The sequence below is a fragment of the Burkholderia sp. Ac-20365 genome, assembly GCF_017104715.1.
Lineage (GTDB): Bacteria > Pseudomonadota > Gammaproteobacteria > Burkholderiales > Burkholderiaceae > Paraburkholderia.
In genome coordinates this window covers 21,996-41,950 of the sequence record NZ_JAAGPI010000060.1, presented here as the reverse complement: position 1 = coordinate 41,950, position 19,955 = coordinate 21,996, and the positions used below count along the sequence as shown (strand labels likewise).

Here is a 19,955-nt window from a genome sequence, read left to right as displayed (position 1 = left end):
CATCGGCGAAACCGGGCGTCGCCGTGACATGACCGTCTTTCCAGCTGCTTGGATTCCTGTCGCCTTCGACGTTCAGCGGCGCCAGCACCTCGCCGCACAGCTTCGCGGATTCTTCGAGCACGGCCTGTGCCGTTTCCAGACCCGCTTCCTCGAAGCCGGGCAGCTTCGCGATGTCGTCGATGCCGCTCAACTCCTCGAGCACGAAGAGCATGTCTTTGACGGGGGCGATGTAACTCATGGTCGATCTTCCAATCTGGCGTTCAATGGATCACTGCCACGACGCTCGAAAGGAATGAGGACCGGCGGTGATGCTACGAGGCCATCCTACCGGCATATCCGGCGAACCGGCTGTCCAAACCGGCCCGGGTACTGACAAATCTGGCCACATCGAACGGGGGTGCGACCCACCCCACCCGGGGTTTACCCAGCCTGAACGGGCCGCCGATACGTGCCGGGCGTGCTGCCCGTCCAGTGGCGAAACGCCCGATGGAACGCGCTTGGATCGTCGAATCCGATATCGCCGGCGATCATCGCGATGGGGTCATGCGTGTCGATGAGCCGCTGGATCGCGACGTCGCGCCGCAGTTCGTCCTTGAGCAGCTGGAAGGTCGTTTCTTCGGCCGACAGACGCCTGCATAGCGTTCGCACCGAACAATGCAGATTCTTCGCGGCTTCGTCGATGGTGGGCAGATCGGGCAGAACGCCCGCGAGGTACTGTCGCACGCGATGGCTGACGAGTTGCTCGCTGAACGACTCGAAAATCCATTCGCCCGGCGATCGGGCGAGAAACTTGGGCAGGTTACGTTTGCTCTGGCGGATGGGCATATCCAGGAAGGCCGCGCTGAAACGCATCAGCGTTGCATCGCAGCCGAAACGCACAGGCCCGGAGAAGAAGTAGCGATGATCGAATGCGTGCGGCGGCTGCGGGCACGCCAAATCGACCTGCAAGAGCGGGATTTTCTGACCGATCAGCCACGACGACACCCCGTGCGCGAGCTTGAGCATCAGCTCCTGGCCGAGCGGCCCGATGTTTCCGTAGGCCGGGTTTGGCCGCAGTTCGACTTGCGCCATCAGATCGTCGCGGCGCGATTCGAGACGGAAGTCGTCGAGCACGATATGGAAGAACTGGCCGAAGCGATGCAGCGCGGTTTCGAGGTTGCGCGCGTCGAGCAGACTGAGGCAGAGAAACTTCAGCGTGCCGCTGCGGAAAGGCCGGCTGAAGACGCCGGGCATCTCGTCGTCGAGTTCGATGGCGAGCGTGCGGTAGAGCGTGGAGAACTGTTCTTCGGTGACGCGTGCGCCGGGGGCGCTGCGCAGTTTTGGCGTGATGCCCGCCTGTTCTAGATAGCGCTGTGTGACGTCGGGCTGAGCGCCGGCAGCAGCGAGGAAGCCGTTGACGAGGGAGATGGGGACGGTGGCACTGGGGGCTTGCATCTATGTGCTTGCTGGATCGCGATGGGCTTGGTCAGCGTGAACGTGTTCGCCGTGTACTCACTTCAAGGTGTCGAGCAAGGCGATGAATTTGCGCTTCGCACGATAGGTCTGCCGGATCGCATTCAGCTCGGCTTCGAACTGCGCATGTTCACCGAGTCTAGCCCACAGCTTGCCGATCGCCTTCACGATCTCGAACGCGTCCTTGTACTGGGCAGCTGACGTCCCTCTTTCTACCGTGCCGGGGAGCAGGCGCTGGTAGACGACCAACGCATCGCGCGGGTGCGTCCGCCCGCGCACGGCGGCCATCGGTTGACAAATCTGGGCCGCGATCGGGCCACCCGTGAATGCGTGCCATGCGGCTTCATTGTCGCGTGCATCCAGATACAGCTCGACCAGCTCGGTACGCGTTGTCGCGGCCCACGGATCGCGCGTCTTTCCCCCCGCTTCCTCCTCGCCGACCATGGCCCACATATGGTCGAGCGCGCGTTCCCGGGTCCTGTCGTATGAGCCCGTCGCCTTCGCAGCCGTCATCAAGACTTTGAATGTCGCGGCACCCGGATACGACATGAAGCGTCGCCATGCGTATTCATCGGCCTTGTCGAACTCCCGGCGGCTCACATATCCATCGACGCAAAACGTCAGCAAATCTGAATGGACAGTTTTTCCGGATGCTTCGATGCCCTTCTCCGCCCAGGCGAGCCCTTCATCCAGACGGCCATGCTCCTCGCAAAGCGCGGCGACTTTCAGGAATTGATGCGGATTCGACAGGTCTTTCGATTCGATGCGAATCAGCGCATCGACGTCGCCGTCGAACTCCGCCAGCGCGGTCATCGCGCGACGGAGTTTGGAGTATTGGACGTCGGACGTGTAGTCGGCCCGCTTGCCTGCCTGAGGCGGTGGGAGCCGGTTCCAGGCGTCGTTGCACAATTCGCGATACACATGTTGTCCCGTCCCGCCCAGCGCCTCGGCATAGCGTGGAAACGCGCCATTAAATGTGCCCCACGGGCTTTCTAACAGGAAACGAAAAAGCCGCCGGGCGAGTTCCTCGGGTTCGGGGCGAGTCCGCTCACACGCTTCCAGATGGACGGCCGCGAGTTCCTGGATGGCAGGCATCACGTCGCCGCTCGAATCGTCGATTCGCTCGAGGCCGCTTTCCGCCTCGGCAAGCGCAAGCTCGGCGAGTTCGACGACATCGGCCGCATGAGAGCCGTTCAGACGCTCCCTCAGTACGTCACACAACGACATCAGGCCATCCGCGTATTCTGCGGCTTCCCGCCAGTCGTGAATCACGCGCTTCACACGCGCCGTCTGCCGCACGGCGATCCTCATGCCCGGCAGATCGTTCGAACTTGCCGCACGTGCCGCCAGCAGCAGCTTGTCGCGTAGCGCGACGTCACGTTCAACCGCCTCCATCAGCCAGCTTCGAAGCGCGTCGGCACCCAGCGACGCGACATATTCCTGCACCTGTTCCGCGTAGGTCTTGCGCTTCTTGCGCGGCTTCTTTGGCTCGGTCTCATCGGGCTGGAAAACCTCCGCGCCGGAATTTTCCAGCCAGGATAGCGCGACGGCAACCGCGTGCTTGCAGAACACCGCTGACTGGCCAACGGGACAATCGCAGTAGAACGAAAGCTCGCCGTGTCGAGCGCTCAGTTTGACTTGATACGGCTGAGTGCCGCGCACGTTGGCACGCACGGTATCGTCTTCCTCGTCGAGGCGCGAAACCATACCGTCATGAAAATAGACTTTGCCTCGCGCGAAGGTCTTTGCGTCGGTCAGCGAAAGTACTTCTGCCAGCGTGAGGAATTCTGCGAGATACGCGGATTGAGACATTGCAGGACGGCGCCAGTGATGTAGTCGTCAATAAGCCGAACCGCGATGCGTAACCAGGCGGCGACGGCTCGTCACGCTGCCATTTTGATCGCAGGCTATGCGTAGAGGCAATATGTATCCCGCTGTTCGACTGGCGGAAATACAGCGAAAAACTTCAAGACTTGATGGGATTTGGTGGGCCGGGTGGGAGTCGAACCCACGGTGTCCTTTCGGAGGCGGATTATGAGTCCGCTGCCTGCAACCAGCACGGCGTCCGGCCCAACGATGCTTCGCGACGTAAGACGGAAGCGATAGAGAACAGCAAAGAGAACCAACAAAAAGACCCGGTCTGAAGGCCGGGCCTGTTTGTCGATTGGCCGACATACTACACGAAAAACAGGGCTTCCGGGATCGCTTCGCTGAACAAAACGATCGGGAAGCCCTGATGTACTGCTATGTGCCGACGAGCAGGCTCGATCAGTTTCCTTCGAGGAACGACTTCAGCTTGTCCGAACGGCTCGGGTGACGCAGCTTGCGCAGCGCCTTCGCCTCGATCTGACGGATGCGCTCACGCGTCACATCGAACTGCTTGCCCACTTCTTCGAGCGTGTGGTCCGTGCTCATCTCGATACCGAAACGCATGCGCAGCACCTTCGCTTCGCGCGGCGTCAGCGAATCGAGCACGTCCTTCACGACATCGCGCATGCTGGCGTGCAGCGCGGCATCCGACGGCGCAACCGTGTTGTTATCCTCGATGAAGTCGCCAAGATGGGAATCGTCGTCGTCACCGATCGGCGTTTCCATCGAGATCGGTTCCTTCGCGATCTTCATGATCTTGCGGATCTTGTCTTCCGGCATTTCCATCTTCTCGGCCAACGTTGCCGGATCCGGCTCGAGGCCGGTTTCCTGCAGGATCTGACGCGAGATGCGGTTCATCTTGTTGATCGTTTCGATCATGTGAACCGGGATACGAATGGTGCGCGCCTGGTCCGCGATCGAACGCGTGATGGCCTGACGGATCCACCACGTCGCGTACGTCGAGAACTTGTAGCCGCGGCGATATTCGAACTTGTCCACCGCCTTCATCAAACCGATGTTGCCTTCCTGGATCAGATCCAGGAACTGCAAGCCGCGGTTCGTGTACTTCTTCGCAATCGAGATCACGAGACGCAGGTTCGCTTCCGTCATTTCGCGCTTCGCCTGACGCGCCTTCAGTTCACCCGCCGCCATCTGGCGATTGGTTTCCTTCAGGTCCTTCAGCGGCAGCACGACGCGCGCCTGCAGATCGAGCAGACGTTGCTGCTGTTCGCGGATAGCCGGCACGTTACGCGACAGGATCGCGCTGTACTGATGGCTTTCGGCGACGATCTTGTCGGCCCATTCGAGATCCGTCTCATTGCCCGGGAAACGCGCGATGAACTCGGAACGCGGCATGCCGCACTTGTCGACCACCGTATGCAGGATCTGACGCTCGACCTGACGCACTTCGTCCACCTGCGCGCGCAGCGTGTCGCACAAACGCTCGACAGTACGCGCGGTGAAGCGGATCGACATCAGCTCTTCCTGAATCGTTTCCTGCGCCTTCAGGTAAGACTTCGATTTGTAGCCTTCCTTCTCGAACGCGCGGCGCATCTTGTCGAACCATTCGCTGATCAGCGCGAATTTTTCGAGCGACATGCGCTTGAGTTCCTCGAGTTGAGCGGCGTTGGCCGTCGCTTGCGCGGCGCCATCGTCGTCTTCCTCTTCTTCCTCGTCCGACTCTTCTTCCTCTTCCTGCTCGTTCTCGATCGCCTCGGCTTCCTGTTCGGAGAAGCCGTCCGTGTCCTCGGCATTGGCGTCGATCAGGCCGTCGACGAGTTCGTCGATGCGAATTTCTTCGTTCGCGACACGCTCGGCCATCGCGAGGATGTCGGCGATCGTGGTCGGGCACGCGGAGATGGCCATCACCATGTGCTTCAGGCCGTCTTCGATCCGCTTCGCGATTTCGATTTCGCCTTCGCGCGTGAGCAGCTCAACCGTACCCATTTCGCGCATGTACATACGCACCGGGTCGGTCGTGCGGCCGAATTCGGAATCGACGGTGGAAAGGGCGACTTCCGCTTCCTCTTCGACTTCGTCGTCCGACGAAGCGTTGGGGGCGTTGTCGTTCAGGAGCAGCGTTTCGGCATCGGGCGCCTGTTCGTAGACGGCAACACCCATGTCGTTGAACGTGCTGATGATGCCTTCGATCGCCTCGGTTTCCGTGAAGTTGTCCGGGAGGTGGTCGTTGATTTCGCCGTAGGTCAGGAAGCCACGCTCCTTGCCGAGCTTGATCAGCGCGCGCAGCTTCGAGCGACGCTCTTCAAGCTCTTCGACGGTGCCAGGCTGCGAAGACGAAAACGCGTCCTTGAGCAGCGCTTTTTCCTTCGCGCGGCGGTCGCGTGCCTTGACCTTTTCGACCTTGCCCTGAGCGGGAGCTGCAGTTTCTTCGCTCTGGGATGCGTCGTCATCGACGGATACTTCGTTCAGCTTTTTCGTCATGGAGTTCGCCATACCGGCTGTAGTCTCGACTGCCGGCTGCTGGACAACAGCCGGTTGAACCGTTGATACCAAAGACTCGCGGGGAGCCGCATCGTCCTGCGCGACATCCGCTTCCCTTTCGCTTCTGACTCCCTGCCGCTTCGCAACCGATGTCACCGACTTCGATGTCACCGACGCCGCTCGCGCGGCCGAAGAGGTCGAGGCTTTTTTCCGGGCAACTGGCGAACTGGCGGTTTCGGCAGACGTTTTCCGGGCGGAAGAAGTTGAACTGGCTGAGCTGACCCTGCTGGTCGTTTTCGGCTCGTCCGAGCCGCTGCCTGTCGCCTTTTTTCCGCCTGTAGTCTTTACCATTGCAATCGCCTTTTATCGCCTTTGCCTGGAGAAAAACAAAACCGCTGAAATCTTTTAATTATAGCATTCGGGCTTTCAGCGCATCCCTTTCACTGCCCGCGCAGACGCTTCAGGTCAGCGCACGTCCTGCTTAGTTCCTGATACTCCAGAAGCTCCTCCGGAGTGTGTCTCGACTGACGCGATAACTGGTCCAGCCGCTCGCTATACGCGTCATAGCGCATCTTCAGAATGGCCGCTTTCAATTCTTCCCCGGCGAGACGCTCGTGCTCGAGGCGCTCTTCGGCGACCGTCGCATCTTCGGGATTCTTCAACAGCAGGTCCCGAACGTTTTCATCATAGTCCAGAATTTCCCGGAAGATTTCCTCGAACGTGGGGGCGTTAGCCCCGTTTCGCAACAGATCCGACAACAACTGAAACTCGGCCGTGTCGCCCAGCCCGCGGGCGTGCGTCGTCACTTCCTCGAACAGCTCGCCGTGCCGCGTGACGGCCAGCAGCGCCTGCTCTTCCTCTTCGTCCAGCACGGCGACGATACGCGGATGCATCACCAGATTGCGCAGCGCCCGCTGCTCGATCCCCGTCACGCTGCGGCGATCTTTGCGGGCAGGCGCGCTGCGTGCTACAGCGGCGATCCGCGCGTCGACCTCGCACAGCGCGGCGACTTCCTCGAACGGTACGTCTAACCGGTCCGCGAACATATGCATGATCTGCGCGCGCAACGCGTTGGCGGGCAGCATCTGCAGCAGCGGCTTGGCGTCGAACAAAGCCCGCGCGCGGCCTTCCGGCTGGTCCAGTTCCTTGCCCGCGAGCACTTCGTTCAGCAGAAACTGCGACAGCGGCATCGCGCGGCGCACCTGTTCCGCGAACGCTTCCGTGCCGAATTCCCGCACGTAGCTGTCGGGATCGTGCTCGGACGGCAGGAACAGGAAGCGGATCGTGCGGTTGTCGGCGGCATGCGGCAGACACGCGTCCAGCGCCCGCCGCGCGGCGCGCCGCCCCGCCGAGTCACCGTCGAAACTGAAAACGACAGTGTCCGTCTGGCGCATCAGTTTCTGCACATGAATAGGCGTACAGGCGGTGCCGAGCGTCGCCACGGCGTTCTCGAAGCCCAACTGGGCGAGCGCCACCACATCCATATACCCTTCGACGACCAGCACGTACTTCTGCTCGCGGATCGCAAGCCGCGCCTCGAACAGGCCGTACAGCTCGCTGCCTTTGTTAAATAAAGGCGTTTCGGGCGAATTCAAATACTTGGGCTCGCCGCCGTCCAGCACCCGCCCGCCAAAGCCGATCACCTGGCCTTTCACATTGCGGATCGGGAACATGACGCGCTCGCGGAACCGGTCGTATCGGCGGTTCTGACCCTGCGCGTCGGCTTTCTCGCTGACGATTACGAGACCCGCCTCGACGAGTGCATCGTCCCGATAGTTGGGGAATGCCGTTTCGAGGTTCTGCCAGCCGTCGGGCGCGTAGCCGAGGCCGAAACGCTTCGCGATCTCGCCCGTGAGGCCGCGCTTTTTCAGGTACTGGATCGCGTTCGGCGCGCCGCGCAGCTGCGCCTTGTAGAAATCGCTGGCCGTTGCCATGACGTCGGACAACGCCGTCGTGACGGCCTTCGAGACGGCCGGCGCGTAGCCTTCGCCGCCCATGCCGCCCGAACCGCCGCCGCGCATCGGCGAAGGCTCCTGGGGCACGGTCAGACCGACGGATTGCGCCAGGTCGTTGACGGCTTCCGGAAAGGAAAGCCCCGCGTGCTCCATCAGAAAGCCGATGGCCGTGCCATGCGCGCCACAACCGAAACAATGATAGAACTGCTTAGTCGGACTAACGGTGAACGAAGGACTCTTTTCGTTGTGGAACGGGCAGAGCCCCATGAAGTTCGCGCCGCCCTTTTTCAGTTGCACATACTTGCCGACCACGTCGACGATATCGACGCGGTTCAGCAGGTCTTGCAGAAAGGAATGCGGAATCACAGTGCAGACGCGGCCTTAAAAAGGATGAGGCAAGGGTGCGCAACGCACCCGGCCATGCGCGCGGTTCCGTAGATAGGCGCGAGCATGGCGGATCGCAACTTACAGCTTATTTCGACAGCGCGGCCTTGACCTGCGCGGACACGGCCGTCATGTCGGCCTTCCCGGCCAGCTTCGGTTTGAGCACGCCCATCACCTTGCCCATGTCCTGCGGGCCGGCCGCGCCGACCTGCGCGACCGCCGCCTGCACTTCCGCGGCGATCTCCGCGTCAGACAGCTGCTCGGGCATGTACGCGCTCAGCACGTCCAGCTCGGCCTTTTCCTTGTCGACGAGATCCGTGCGCCCGGCCGTTTCGAACTGGGCGATCGAGTCCTTGCGCTGCTTGATCATCTTGTCGACGACGGCTGTCACGGCAGCGTCATCCAGCTCCACGCGATCGTCGACTTCACGCTGCTTGATGGCAGCGAGCAGCAGACGGATCGTACCGAGCCGCTCGGTTTCGCGGGCGCGCATCGCTGCTTTCATGTCGTCGTTGATACGGGCTTTGAGACTCATCGTTCACCTGAATGCGTGGAGGTTTGAAAAACGGGTGAAGACGCGGTGCAGAGCGCAAAAACCCGCTTGGGATCGTTCCTCAAGCGGGTTCGTGCCAAATACGCGGTAAATCCGTGCACCTGGATGCGGCCTTACGGGGCTTTGGCCGGAACGGCCTTTACCCCGTTCTGGCATGACTCGCCATTTGCCGCAAGCGCCGGCACGCTCCCGCGCCGTCACCTTGTGTGAGCCGCTGCTATCGCTCTGAAGACTGGGCGAGAACCGCGACTTCACGTTGAATCAGTAAAACTTCTTGGGCAGTTGCTGGCTGCGCAGGCGCTTGAAATGGCGCTTCACCGCCGCTGCCTTCTTCCGTTTGCGTTCCGATGTCGGCTTCTCGTAAAACTCGCGCGCACGTAGTTCGGTCAGCAACCCGTTCTTTTCGATCGTGCGCTTGAAGCGGCGCATCGCGACTTCAAAAGGCTCGTTTTCTTTTACGCGGATAGTCGTCATCTTTCAATAACGGAGCTTGGCGAAGAACGGAAAGTATAGCAGCTGTTTCGCACAATCGTAGAATGGTGTCAAGCCCTTATTTTTCAAGCATTTGCGTGTTTTTCCCCGGCGTTTGGGCTGCGTTTGTCGCCGCGTTTATATAGCTATACGCCCGCCGCGAACTCGGCTGCCGCCTGCCCGGCCGCCACGCCCGACGCCCATGCCCACTGGAAGTTGTAGCCGCCGAGCCAGCCGGTCACATCGACGGCCTCGCCGATGAAATACAGGCCCGGCACGCGCGCGCTCATCATCGTCGCCGACGACAGCTCGCGCGTATCGACGCCGCCGCGCGTCACCTCAGCCTTCTTGTAGCCTTCGGTGCCGTTGGGTGTGAGCGTCCAGCGCGACAGCGCCTCGCCGACCCGCCGCAGCGCCTTGTCGGGCAGATCGGCGAGACGGGCCTCGGCGGGCACGCCGTGCGTCTGCAGCCAGACGTGCGCGAGGCGCGCCGGCACCCATTCGGCGAGCAGATTGCCGATCTGGCGCTTCGTTGCGGTCTTTGCCTCGATCAACGCGTCGACGGCGTCCCGCTCGGGCAGCAGATTGATGTGCACAGGTTCGCCCGGCTGCCAGTAGCTCGAAATCTGCAGCACGCCCGGTCCGGACAGCCCGCGATGCGTGAGCAGCAGGTCTTCGACGAACTCGCCGCCCGTTTTCTTCGCGCCCGTCGCGAGATGCACTTCCAGCGATACGCCCGACAGCTCCGAAAACGGCTGCCAGTCGGTGGACGCGAAGGTGAGCGGCACGAGCGCCGGGCGGGTGTCGATGAGCTTGTGGCCGAACTGCTTGGCGACGCGGTAGCCGAAATCGGTAGCGCCGATCTTCGGGATCGACAGGCCGCCCGTCGCGATGACCAGCGCGCGGGCGCGGATCGGTCCGGCGTGCGTGTCGAGCGTAAAGCCTTCGGAGTCGGCGTGACGCACCTGCTCGACAGCGAGCGGCCGGCGCCACGCGATGTTGCCGGCGTCGCATTCGCTTTTGAGCACATCGATGACGGCGTCGCTCGACTGGTCGCAGAAGAGCTGACCTTTATGCTTCTCGTGCCAGGTCACGCGGTACTGCTTGAGCAGCGCCATGAAGTCGCGCGGCGTGTAGCGCGCGAGCGCGGAGCGGCAAAAATGCGGATTCGCCGACAGATAGTTGGCCGGTCCGGCGTACAGATTGGTGAAGTTGCAGCGGCCGCCGCCCGAAATGCGGATTTTCTCGGCGAGGCGCGCCGCGTGGTCGATCAGCACGACGCGCCGGCCGAGCTGTCCCGCCACCGATGCGCACATCATGCCCGCCGCGCCTGCGCCGATTACGGCGATATCGAAGGATTCCATGGGGCTGCATTGTAACCGCCGCGCCTGCTGCGGCCTGCGGCGCCCGGCGGCGCAATGCCCGCGCTGCTATACTTTCAGGTTTCTTTTTTGATGTTTCGGGCGGCATCTCAGGCGCTCGACCGGCGGTCCAATAATCATGCTAGTTCTCGGCATAGAAAGCTCCTGCGACGAAACCGGCCTCGCGCTCTACGACACGGAGCGCGGCCTGCTCGCGCATGCGCTGCATTCGCAGATCGCGATGCATCGCGAATACGGCGGCGTGGTGCCGGAACTGGCGTCGCGCGACCATATCCGGCGCGCGCTGCCGCTGCTTGAAGAAGTGCTCGAGCGCTCAGGCGCCGCGCGCGGAGATATCGACGCAATTGCCTATACCCAGGGGCCGGGGCTGGCGGGCGCGCTGCTGGTTGGCGCGAGCATTGCCAATTCGCTGGCCATGGCGTGGGACAAGCCGACTATCGGTATTCATCACCTTGAAGGGCATTTGCTGTCGCCGTTGCTGGTCGACGAGCCGCCGCCGTTTCCGTTCGTTGCGCTGCTGGTGTCGGGCGGGCATACGCAGTTGATGCGCGTCACGGATGTGGGTGTCTACGAGACACTCGGCGAAACACTCGATGATGCCGCTGGTGAGGCCTTCGACAAGACTGCAAAGTTGCTTGGGCTGGGCTATCCGGGCGGGCCGGAAGTGTCGCGGCTTGCGGAGTTCGGCACGCCGGGCACTGTCGTGCTGCCGCGTCCGATGCTGCACTCAGGCGATCTCGATTTCAGCTTCAGTGGGTTGAAGACGGCTGTGCTGACGCATATGAAGAAGCTTGGCAGCAATGTCTGTGAGCAGGCTAAGGCCGATCTGGCACGAGGTTTTGTCGACGCGGCCGTCGAGGTGCTAGCTGTTAAGTCGCTCGCGGCGCTTAAAAAGACGAAGCTCAAGCGGCTTGTTGTTGCAGGCGGTGTCGGCGCTAACCGGCAACTGCGCGAGGCTCTTTCGGCTGCGGCGCAGAAGCGCGGGTTTCATGTGCATTACCCGGATTTGTCGCTCTGTACCGATAACGGCGCGATGATCGCCCTCGCTGGGGCGTTGAGGTTGGAGCGCTGGCCCGCGCAGGCTACTGCTGACTATGCTTTTACTGTTAAGCCTCGGTGGGATTTGGGGTCGCTCACGGTTTGAGGGTTTTTGTTGTCTTGCGACGCTGGTTCGGGTTTTCCGGCTTTTCGCTGGCATCCGCGGCTTGAGGCTTCGCGGGCATCCGCGATATGCCTTCGTGCTTCAGGCGTCGCCCCTGTGCGGGGCGGCACTTACTTTCGTTGCCGCCGCAAAGAAAGTAAGCAAAGAAAGCGGGCTAACACCGCCCGTCCTTGACCTCCGCCTGAGGGCCCCCAACAGTTCCTTCACTTCAAACGGCGTTCTGCCATTCAATGCCCGTTGCCAACGCCTTGAATGGGCGCCTCACCCACTTCGCTCACCCGTAGCGCAGCCAACGGCAGCGAATGATTGCGGCCGCCCAGGTGGCAAACTGTGTGTAGGTCGTAGTGCTGCACAAGTCAGCGCTCTTACGACACCGATCGTGTTTTTCAGTCCGGAGTGAAGCGCATACGCCGCGACAGCCTACACACAGTTTGCCGCTATAGAACGTCAGCGATTGGGTCCCGCGTGTAGCGACGCCGGAGTGTGAAGCGGGTGAGGCGCTCGATAAGAGCGTTGGCAGCGGGCATCGAGAAGAGTGCTGCCGCAGACAGGACGGGGCTGTTGGGGGCCCGTGGGCAATTACGAGAACTGGCGGTGTTCAGCGGCTTTCTTTTGCCTACTTTTCTTTGCCGCGGCAAAGAAAAGTAGGTGCCGCCCCGCACAGGGGCAACGCTAATAAACCACTAACATCACGCGGATGCCAGCGCAAACAAAAGCAACCCAACCCCGCGTCGCAAGACAACAAAAAAAACCTTAAACCCGCTTCTCAATCACAGCATAAGCCGAGTGATTATGAATAGACTCGAAGTTCTCAGCCTCGAGCACATACCCAACGATCCGCTTATCCGCATTGAGCCGCTGCGCGACATCGCGCACCAAATCCTCGACGAACTTGGGATTCTCATAAGCCCGCTCGGTGACAAACTTCTCGTCCGGGCGCTTGAGCAGTCCCCAAAGCTCACATGAAGCCTCTTCCTCAGCGATACGAATAAGATCCTCGACAGGAACATCGTCGGCCAGTTCAGCATTGATCGTCACATGCGAGCGCTGGTTATGCGCGCCATACTGCGAGATCTTCTTCGAGCACGGGCACAGGCTCGTCACCGGCACCAGCACCTTGAGAAAAAGCCGCGTCGCGCCATCGCGCGAATCCGCCATCAACGTCACTTCGTAGTCCAGCAGACTCTGCACGCCCGACACCGGCGCTGTCTTGTTCACGAAATACGGGAACGACACTTCGATACGACCCGCAGGCGCCTCGAGCTTCTCGAGCATCGACGCCAACATCGTGCGAAACACCGATGAATCCAGCGGCGTCTTGTTCTCTTCAAGCAGCGCAACGAAGCGCGACATGTGCGTGCCCTTCACCTCGGCAGGCAGATGCACATCGAGATTCCACGTCCCGACGGTCGGTTGCGCGCTGCCATCCGGCGTACGCACCGTGAGCGGATGACGCACCGCCTTCACGCCAACCCTTTGAATCGGGATCTGACGGGTGTCGAGCGTGCTTTGCACGTCAGGCATCACGAAGGCGGGGTTCATCTGGTTCATGTTCTTGTCCTCAACTTGCAGCGCGAATCGACGCGCAAAATGACAACCGCCGGCTTGCGCCGGCGGAGCCCGGCGGGTACGCAACCCGCCGATTCATATTGGTGTAGATGCAACGGGCCGTTCTTCCGTTTCCGGCGGCCCGCTATGTTAAGCGACGCGCTTGACCGACTTGCCGCTCGCGTGCTCCACAAATCGCTCGCGGATGGACTTCGCGATGCCAGCGGCGTCGAGACCGCACGATGCGAGCAGTTTGGCCGGGTCGCCGTGATCGATGAAGCGATCGGGAAGGCCCAATTGTAGTACGGGTCGGATAACCCCACTCTCCATCATGGCTTCCACTGCCGCCGAACCGGCGCCGCCCATGACGCAGCCTTCTTCGACCGTGACGATGGCGTCGTGCGTTTCCGCCAGCTGGCGCACGAGTTCGGCGTCGATCGGCTTCACGAAACGCATGTTGGCAACCGTCGCGTCCAGTTGCTCAGCAGCCGCGAGCGCCGGCGCAACCATCGTGCCGAACGCCAGGATCGCGATGCGCTTGCCAGCCGGCTGCGTCGATTCGCGGCGCACTTCGCCCTTGCCCAGCGGCAACGCGGCCATCTGCTTGACCGTCGCGACACCCGTGCCCGCACCACGCGGATAACGCACGGCCGTCGGGTTCGGCTGTTGCAGCGCCGTGTACAGCATCTGACGGCATTCGTTTTCGTCCGATGCCGCCATCACCGTCATGTTCGGGATGCAGCGCAGGAACGCGAGATCGTATGCGCCAGCGTGCGTCGCACCGTCCGCGCCAACGAGACCGGCGCGATCGATTGCGAACACAACGGGCAGGTTCTGCAGCGCGACGTCGTGAATCAGCTGGTCATACCCGCGTTGCAGGAACGTCGAGTAGATCGCGACGACGGGCTTCAGGCCTTCCGTCGCGAGACCGCCCGCGAACGTCACGGCGTGCTGTTCGGCGATGCCAACGTCGTAGTAGCGATCCGGGAAGCGCTTCTCGAACTCGACCATGCCCGAGCCTTCGCGCATCGCGGGCGTAATGCCGACCACGCGCGAATCCAGCTCGGCCGCGTCGCACAGCCATTCGCCGAACACTTGCGTGTAGGTCTTCTTGGCGGGCGTCGTCGAGGGCTTGATGCCTTCGGCCGGGTTGAACTTGCCGGGACCGTGGTACAGCACGGGATCGGCTTCGGCCAGCTTGTAGCCCTGACCTTTCTTAGTCACGACGTGCAGGAATTGCGGGCCACGCAGTTCCTTGATGTTCTGCAGCGTCGGGATCAGCGAATCGAGGTCATGGCCGTCGATCGGTCCGATGTAGTTGAAACCGAACTCTTCGAACAGCGTCGCCGGAACGATCATGCCCTTCGCGTGTTCTTCGAGCTTGCGCGCGAGGTCGAGCACGGGCGGCGCATGGCGCAGCACGCGTTCGACGCCGGCACGCGCCGCTGCGTAGAAACGGCCCGACATCAGGCGCGCGAGATGGCGATTGAGCGCGCCAACCGGCGGCGAAATCGACATGTCGTTGTCGTTCAGGATGACGAGCAGCGGCACGTCGTCTTCGACGCCGGCGTTGTTCATCGCCTCGAAGGCCATGCCCGCCGTCATCGCGCCGTCGCCGATCACAGCGATCGCAAAGCGGTCATCGCCCTGCAGCTTCGCACCAATCGCCATGCCGAGCGCCGCCGAAATCGACGTGCTCGAGTGCGCCGTTCCGAACGTGTCGTACGGCGATTCGTCGCGTTTCGGGAAGCCCGAGATGCCGCCCAGCTGACGCAGCGAAGGCATCTGGTCGCGGCGGCCCGTCAGGATTTTGTGCGGGTAGGTCTGATGACCCACGTCCCAGACGATGCGGTCGCGCGGCGTGTCGAACACGTAGTGCAGCGCGATCGTCAGTTCGACCGTGCCGAGGTTGGACGACAGGTGGCCGCCCGTCTGCGACACGCTGTCGAGCACGAAGGCTCGCAACTCGTCGGCAAGCGGTTGCAACTGGCGGCGATCAAGGCGGCGCAGGTCCGCGGGGTCGTCAATGGTTTTCAGCAAGTCGTACATCGTCGTTCCATTGTAGGAAAACTTACGCGCCCGCACTTCATTCGCGCACACCCGAGACATCTTGTGCGGGCGGCGGGCTTTCGCGTTACATCTACTTCAGCTGACCCGGTTCACCACGAGGTCAGCCAGCTCGGCGAGCCGCTGTGCGCGGGCGCCAAAAGGTGCGAGGGCTGCGTGCGCATCGCTGCGCAGTTGTGCCGCCAGCGCGCGCGAAGCGTCGAGCCCGATGATCGACACGTAGGTCGGTTTGCCGTCCTTCGCGTCTTTTCCGGCCGTCTTGCCGAGCGTCGCGGAATCGGTCGTGACGTCGAGAATGTCGTCGACAACCTGAAACGCGAGGCCCACAGCGGCCGAATAGGCATCCAGCGCCTGCAAGGCTTTGGCATCCGGCGTGTCGCCCGTCAGCGCGCCCATGCGGACCGCTGCGCGCAGCAACGCGCCCGTCTTCAGACGGTGCATCGTTTCGAGCTGCGGGCGCGTCAGCGTATGGCCCACGCTCGCCAGATCGATTGCCTGACCGCCTGCCATGCCGATCGAGCCGCTCGCGAGCGCCAGTTCGCGCACCAGCGCGGCCTGTTTCGCGGGCTCCAGCACATCCGATGTCAGCGCAACGAAAGCTTGCGACTGCAGCGCGTCACCAACCAGCAGTGCCGTCGCCTCGTCATATTTGACGTGTACCGTGGGTTTGCCGCGGCGCAGATCGTCGTCGTCCATGCAGGGCATGTCGTCGTGCACGAGCGAGTAGACGTGGATCATCTCCAGCGCTGCCGACGCCGCATCGAGGCTTTCCGCCTTCGCGCCCGTCAGTTCGCCTGCTGCATGACACAGCAACGGGCGGACCCGCTTGCCGCCGCCCAGCACGGCATAGCGCATGGCTTCATGCAGCCCGGCGGGCTCAGTCGATTCCGTCGGCAAATAGTGTTCAAGTGCGCTCTCTACCCGGTCCAGCACCGAGCGCATCCATTGTTCGAAGGTCATAGATCGTCTCCGCTGTCGGCAGCGGTTGTACCTGCTGTGTTCACGGGAAGCGGCTTGAGCGTCTCGCCATCGAGAACGCGCACCTGCTGCTCCACCTTTTCTAGCTGCTGCTGGCAAAACGCCACGAGCACGGCGCCGCGCCGGTAAGCCGCCAGCGACTCTTCCAGATTGAGGCTGCCGCCCTCCATACGCCCGACGAGCCCTTCCAGCTCCGCCAGCGCCGCCTCGTAGCTCTCGGGCAGCGGTGTGTTATCGGAACCTTCGGCGCTGGTGGGGGACAAACCAGCCGTATCCGTCGAAGCGGTCTTCGCCATGAATCGTCGCAAAATTAAAACAAGTCGGACATTCTACGGCAAAAGCAACATTTTCGACCTGTGAGCACACCAACGGATACAGGCGCGACGCTTGCGCAACACTTCGGACGATAGAAATAAATCCAACGTTTGCGCGGCGAAATCGCGATCTTCCACGACATTTTTAACCCAAATCAGGCACTTAAGCGCCCCAAGGAGGGGGAAACAGGTATAATCGCGGGCTCCCTAAATCGAATCTTCGATGGTTGGGTTGTTCACTGCTTTCACGTCTTCATCGGGAGTGGGAATGTCCAATCTGAGCAATGCATTGCAGCTCAAGGCTATTCACAGCCAGCTGCCAGTCACGGCTTACTTTGACCACGCGCTTCACCAGCGCGAACTCGAAACCCTTTTCAAGAAAGGTCCTCGCTACGTCGGGCACGAACTCATGGTGCCGGAAGCGGGTAACTATTTCGCCTTGCCCAGCGAACGCGAGGGGCGTGTGCTCGTTCGCAACCAGCAGTCGCAGATCGAACTACTGTCGAACGTGTGCCGTCACCGCCAGGCGATCATGCTGAACGGCCGCGGCCAGACGGAGAATATCGTCTGCCCCCTGCACCGCTGGACGTACGACCTGAACGGCCAGTTGCTCGGCGCGCCGCATTTCGCCGACAACCCCTGTCTGAACCTCGGTGCCACGCCGCTGCAAAGCTGGAATGGCCTGCTGTTCGAATCGCAGGGCCGCGATGTCGCGAAAGATCTCGCAAGGCTCGGCACGGCAAAGCATTTCGACTTCACGGACTACATGTTCGATCACGTCGAGGTGCACGAGTGCAACTACAACTGGAAGACCTTTATCGAGGTCTATCTGGAGGACTATCACGTCGTGCCGTTCCATCCGGGCCTCGGCAGCTTCGTCAATTGCGACGATCTGAAGTGGGAGTTCGGCGACTGGTACAGCGTGCAGACGGTCGGCGTGCACAACGAGCTCGCGCGTCCGGGCAGCCCGACGTATCGCAAGTGGCACGATGAAGTGCTGCGGTTCCGTGACGGCAAGATGCCCGAATTCGGCGCGATCTGGATGGTGTACTACCCCGGCATCATGGTCGAGTGGTATCCGCACGTGCTGGTTGTGTCGTGGCTGATTCCGCGCGGTCCGCAGCAGACCACGAACGTCGTCGAGTTCTATTACCCTGAAGAAATCGCGCTGTTCGAGCGTGATTTCGTCGAAGCGGAGCGCGCCGCCTACATGGAAACGGCACGCGAAGACGACGAGATCGCCGAACGCATGGACGCCGGCCGCCTCGCGCTGCTGGAACGCGGCGAATCGCAGGTCGGTCCGTATCAGAGCCCGATGGAAGACGGCATGCAGCACTTCCACGAGTTCCTGCGCCGCGAACTCGGCACGATCTGATCATCGCGCCGCCGCGCGCGGCATGAATGGCTTCATACAAGGAATGACGGGCTTCGGCCCGTCATTTTTGTTTAGACTAGAGATATCGTTCGGCGCTGCCGAAACCAGTCTCTCAGGAGCCGTCATGCCACACACTCACTACACCACGCTGATCTCCGCAGGCAATCTCGCCGAACGTCTCGCTGCCGCACCTGGCAGCGTGTTCATCGCCGATTGCCGTTTCGATCTCGTCGACACCGAAGCGGGCGAAAAAGCCTACGCGGCGGGTCATCTTCCGCAAGCGCACTATCTGCATCTGGATCGCGATCTGTCCGGCGCGAAGACGGGCAGCAACGGGCGTCATCCGTTGCCGGATCGTCAGAAGCTGGTCGAGCGGCTGGCAGCGCTCGGCCTCAAGCAAGGCCAGCAAGTGGTCGCGTACGACGCGCAAGGCGGCATGTATGCCGCGCGTCTGTGGTGGCTGCTGCGCTGGCTGGGCCACGATTCCGTCGCGCTGCTCGATGGCGGTCTGCAGGCGTGGGAAGCAGCCGGCCAGACACTGACGCAGGACACGCCGCCCAGCGTGGCCGGTGACTTCAAGGCAGGCGCTCCGCTTGCCGTGACCGTCGATGCGGCGGCTGTCGAACGCAACATCGGCACGAAGGAGCGCGTGGTGATCGACGCGCGCGCCGCCGACCGCTATCGCGGCGAGAACGAAACGCTGGATCGCGTGGGCGGCCATATTCCAGGTGCACGCAATCGCTTCTTCAAGGACAACCTGACGGAGGATGGACGGTTCAAGTCCGCGCACACGCTTCGCGACGAGTTCAACGCGGTGATTCCGGCGGGTGTGTCCGCGGAGCATGTCGTGCTGCAATGCGGTTCGGGCGTCACCGCCTGCCACAACGCGCTTGCGATGGAGATCGCCGGCCTGCACGGCGCGGCGCTGTATGGCGGATCGTGGAGCGAATGGAGTTCGGATTCGTCGCGGCCTGTTGCAACGGGACCGAATCCGTAACGGTTGTCTGTCTGCGGCGCCGGCACGCGCGGGCGTCGCAGACGCAAGCACGCGTCAGGCGACGCCGTGCTCCTTGAACCACGCAAGCGCGCGGCGCCAGCCGTCTTCCGCATCGGCCTGCTTGTAACTCGGGCGATAGTCCGCAAAGAACGCATGCCCCGCATCGTCATACACGACGAACTGCGAGCCGCGCCCCGCCTGCGGCCCTTGTGCGATCGCCTGCTTCATCTTCTCGAGCGAGTCTTGCGGGATGCTCTGATCCTGCAACCCGTATAGTCCGAGCACGGGCACCTGCAGATCGGACACGCGATCGATCGGATTGGCCGGTGTCATCGGCGTCTGATTGCCGGCCACACGTCCGTACCACGCCACGGCCGCCTTCACGCGCGGATTGTGCTCTGCATAGAGCCACGTAATCCGCCCGCCCCAGCAGAAGCCGTTGATACCCACCTTGTTCACGTCGCCGCCATGCTCGCCCGCCCATTTGAAGGTCGCGTCGAGATCGGCGAGCACCTGCGAGTCGGGCACCTTGCTGACGAGTTGCTCGTTGAGCTGCTGCATCGTCGGGTACTTCGTGGGGTCGCCCTGGCGCGTGTACAGATCCGGCGCGATGGCCAGATAGCCCTGCTTCGCGAAGCGCCGGCAGACGTCGGCGATATGCTCGTGCACGCCGAAAATCTCGTGAACCACGATGATCACGGGCAAATGCGTCTTGCCCTTCGGCTGCGCGCGATAGGCGGGCACCAGCGTATCGCCCGATTTGATGCCGACTTCGCCCGCCTCGAGGCCGTCGCTGTCCGTGTGGATGGTCTGCGCGGACACAGGCAGCACGCATGCCGCGAAGCCAGTGCCGAGCGCCGCCTTGATGAAGGTGCGCCGGTCGAAGGGAACGTGTGGAACGAGACTGTCGACTTCTGGCTTCAACATGCTGTGCTCCTCGTTTGGAATGGGTGGACGGCAAGGAGCCAACAGGATACGCGCAAAGCGCATCCTGTTGCAGAAGCAT

The 19,955-nt window shown here is 62.0% G+C and carries 16 protein-coding genes and 1 tRNA gene; 3 read left to right on the top strand and 14 right to left on the bottom strand.

Annotation, left to right across the window (positions count from 1 at the left end; translation table 11 throughout):
* From G3O01_RS42375 to G3O01_RS42335, 9 genes are all read right to left on the bottom strand, one after another.
* Positions 1 to 238 (bottom strand): acyl-CoA dehydrogenase N-terminal domain-containing protein (locus G3O01_RS42375; protein WP_205813446.1); only part of this gene is annotated, 238 nt, incomplete at its 3' end.
* A 182-nt stretch (positions 239 to 420) separates the two neighbouring features.
* Entirely contained in the window at positions 421 to 1,434 is a 1,014-nt protein-coding gene (locus G3O01_RS42370; protein ID WP_205813445.1) for an AraC family transcriptional regulator, read from the bottom strand.
* 57 nt (positions 1,435 to 1,491) lie between these two features.
* Positions 1,492 to 3,264 (bottom strand): DUF6880 family protein, encoded by a 1,773-nt coding sequence (locus G3O01_RS42365; RefSeq protein ID WP_205813444.1) that lies wholly within the window; start codon positions 3,262 to 3,264, stop codon positions 1,492 to 1,494.
* A gap of 172 nt (positions 3,265 to 3,436) precedes the next feature.
* Positions 3,437 to 3,524, bottom strand: a tRNA-Ile gene (locus G3O01_RS42360).
* A gap of 196 nt (positions 3,525 to 3,720) precedes the next feature.
* A complete protein-coding gene (gene rpoD / locus G3O01_RS42355; protein ID WP_205813443.1) occupies positions 3,721 to 6,114 on the bottom strand; it encodes an RNA polymerase sigma factor RpoD in 2,394 nt (797 codons plus the stop codon).
* Positions 6,115 to 6,203: 89 nt separating this feature from the next.
* Positions 6,204 to 8,084: a DNA primase gene (gene dnaG / locus G3O01_RS42350; protein ID WP_205813442.1), complete on the bottom strand. Its 1,881-nt coding sequence runs from the start codon at positions 8,082 to 8,084 to the stop codon at positions 6,204 to 6,206.
* A gap of 106 nt (positions 8,085 to 8,190) precedes the next feature.
* Complete coding sequence (locus G3O01_RS42345; RefSeq protein WP_205813441.1) at positions 8,191 to 8,637, bottom strand: GatB/YqeY domain-containing protein; 447 nt, start codon at positions 8,635 to 8,637, stop codon at positions 8,191 to 8,193.
* A gap of 279 nt (positions 8,638 to 8,916) precedes the next feature.
* On the bottom strand, positions 8,917 to 9,129 hold the full coding sequence (gene rpsU / locus G3O01_RS42340) for a 30S ribosomal protein S21 (RefSeq protein ID WP_012403240.1): 213 nt from the start codon (positions 9,127 to 9,129) through the stop codon (positions 8,917 to 8,919).
* A 143-nt stretch (positions 9,130 to 9,272) separates the two neighbouring features.
* A complete protein-coding gene (locus G3O01_RS42335; RefSeq protein ID WP_205813440.1) occupies positions 9,273 to 10,490 on the bottom strand; it encodes an NAD(P)/FAD-dependent oxidoreductase in 1,218 nt (405 codons plus the stop codon).
* A 136-nt stretch (positions 10,491 to 10,626) separates the two neighbouring features.
* Here G3O01_RS42335 and tsaD point away from each other — a divergent pair, with 136 nt between their 5' ends.
* Complete coding sequence (gene tsaD, locus G3O01_RS42330; protein WP_205813439.1) at positions 10,627 to 11,652, top strand: tRNA (adenosine(37)-N6)-threonylcarbamoyltransferase complex transferase subunit TsaD; 1,026 nt, start codon at positions 10,627 to 10,629, stop codon at positions 11,650 to 11,652.
* A 771-nt stretch (positions 11,653 to 12,423) separates the two neighbouring features.
* Here tsaD and folE2 read toward each other — a convergent pair.
* The 4 genes from folE2 to G3O01_RS42310 form a co-directional block, all read right to left on the bottom strand.
* Positions 12,424 to 13,221 carry a GTP cyclohydrolase FolE2 gene (gene folE2 / locus G3O01_RS42325; protein ID WP_205813438.1) on the bottom strand — a complete coding sequence of 266 codons (798 nt, stop codon included), beginning with the start codon at positions 13,219 to 13,221 and terminating at the stop codon, positions 12,424 to 12,426.
* Between the two features lie 147 nt (positions 13,222 to 13,368).
* Complete coding sequence (gene dxs / locus G3O01_RS42320; protein ID WP_205813437.1) at positions 13,369 to 15,267, bottom strand: 1-deoxy-D-xylulose-5-phosphate synthase; 1,899 nt, start codon at positions 15,265 to 15,267, stop codon at positions 13,369 to 13,371.
* 96 nt (positions 15,268 to 15,363) lie between these two features.
* Positions 15,364 to 16,245, bottom strand: coding sequence for a farnesyl diphosphate synthase (locus tag G3O01_RS42315; protein ID WP_205813436.1), 882 nt, complete (start codon positions 16,243 to 16,245; stop codon positions 15,364 to 15,366).
* Positions 16,242 to 16,559 carry an exodeoxyribonuclease VII small subunit gene (locus G3O01_RS42310; protein ID WP_205813435.1) on the bottom strand — a complete coding sequence of 106 codons (318 nt, stop codon included), beginning with the start codon at positions 16,557 to 16,559 and terminating at the stop codon, positions 16,242 to 16,244. Before G3O01_RS42310 ends, G3O01_RS42315 begins: the two co-directional genes overlap by 4 nt.
* Positions 16,560 to 16,845: 286 nt before the next feature.
* On the opposite strand from G3O01_RS42310, the gene G3O01_RS42305 reads away from it, so the two are divergent.
* Both G3O01_RS42305 and G3O01_RS42300 read left to right on the top strand, forming a co-directional pair.
* Complete coding sequence (locus G3O01_RS42305) at positions 16,846 to 17,952, top strand: aromatic ring-hydroxylating dioxygenase subunit alpha (RefSeq protein WP_205813434.1); 1,107 nt, start codon at positions 16,846 to 16,848, stop codon at positions 17,950 to 17,952.
* A 124-nt stretch (positions 17,953 to 18,076) separates the two neighbouring features.
* Positions 18,077 to 18,949, top strand: coding sequence for a sulfurtransferase (locus G3O01_RS42300; protein WP_205813433.1), 873 nt, complete (start codon positions 18,077 to 18,079; stop codon positions 18,947 to 18,949).
* Positions 18,950 to 19,003: 54 nt separating this feature from the next.
* Here G3O01_RS42300 and G3O01_RS42295 read toward each other — a convergent pair whose 3' ends face one another.
* Complete coding sequence (locus G3O01_RS42295; RefSeq protein ID WP_205813432.1) at positions 19,004 to 19,876, bottom strand: dienelactone hydrolase family protein; 873 nt, start codon at positions 19,874 to 19,876, stop codon at positions 19,004 to 19,006.
* Positions 19,877 to 19,955: the final 79 nt, after the last annotated feature.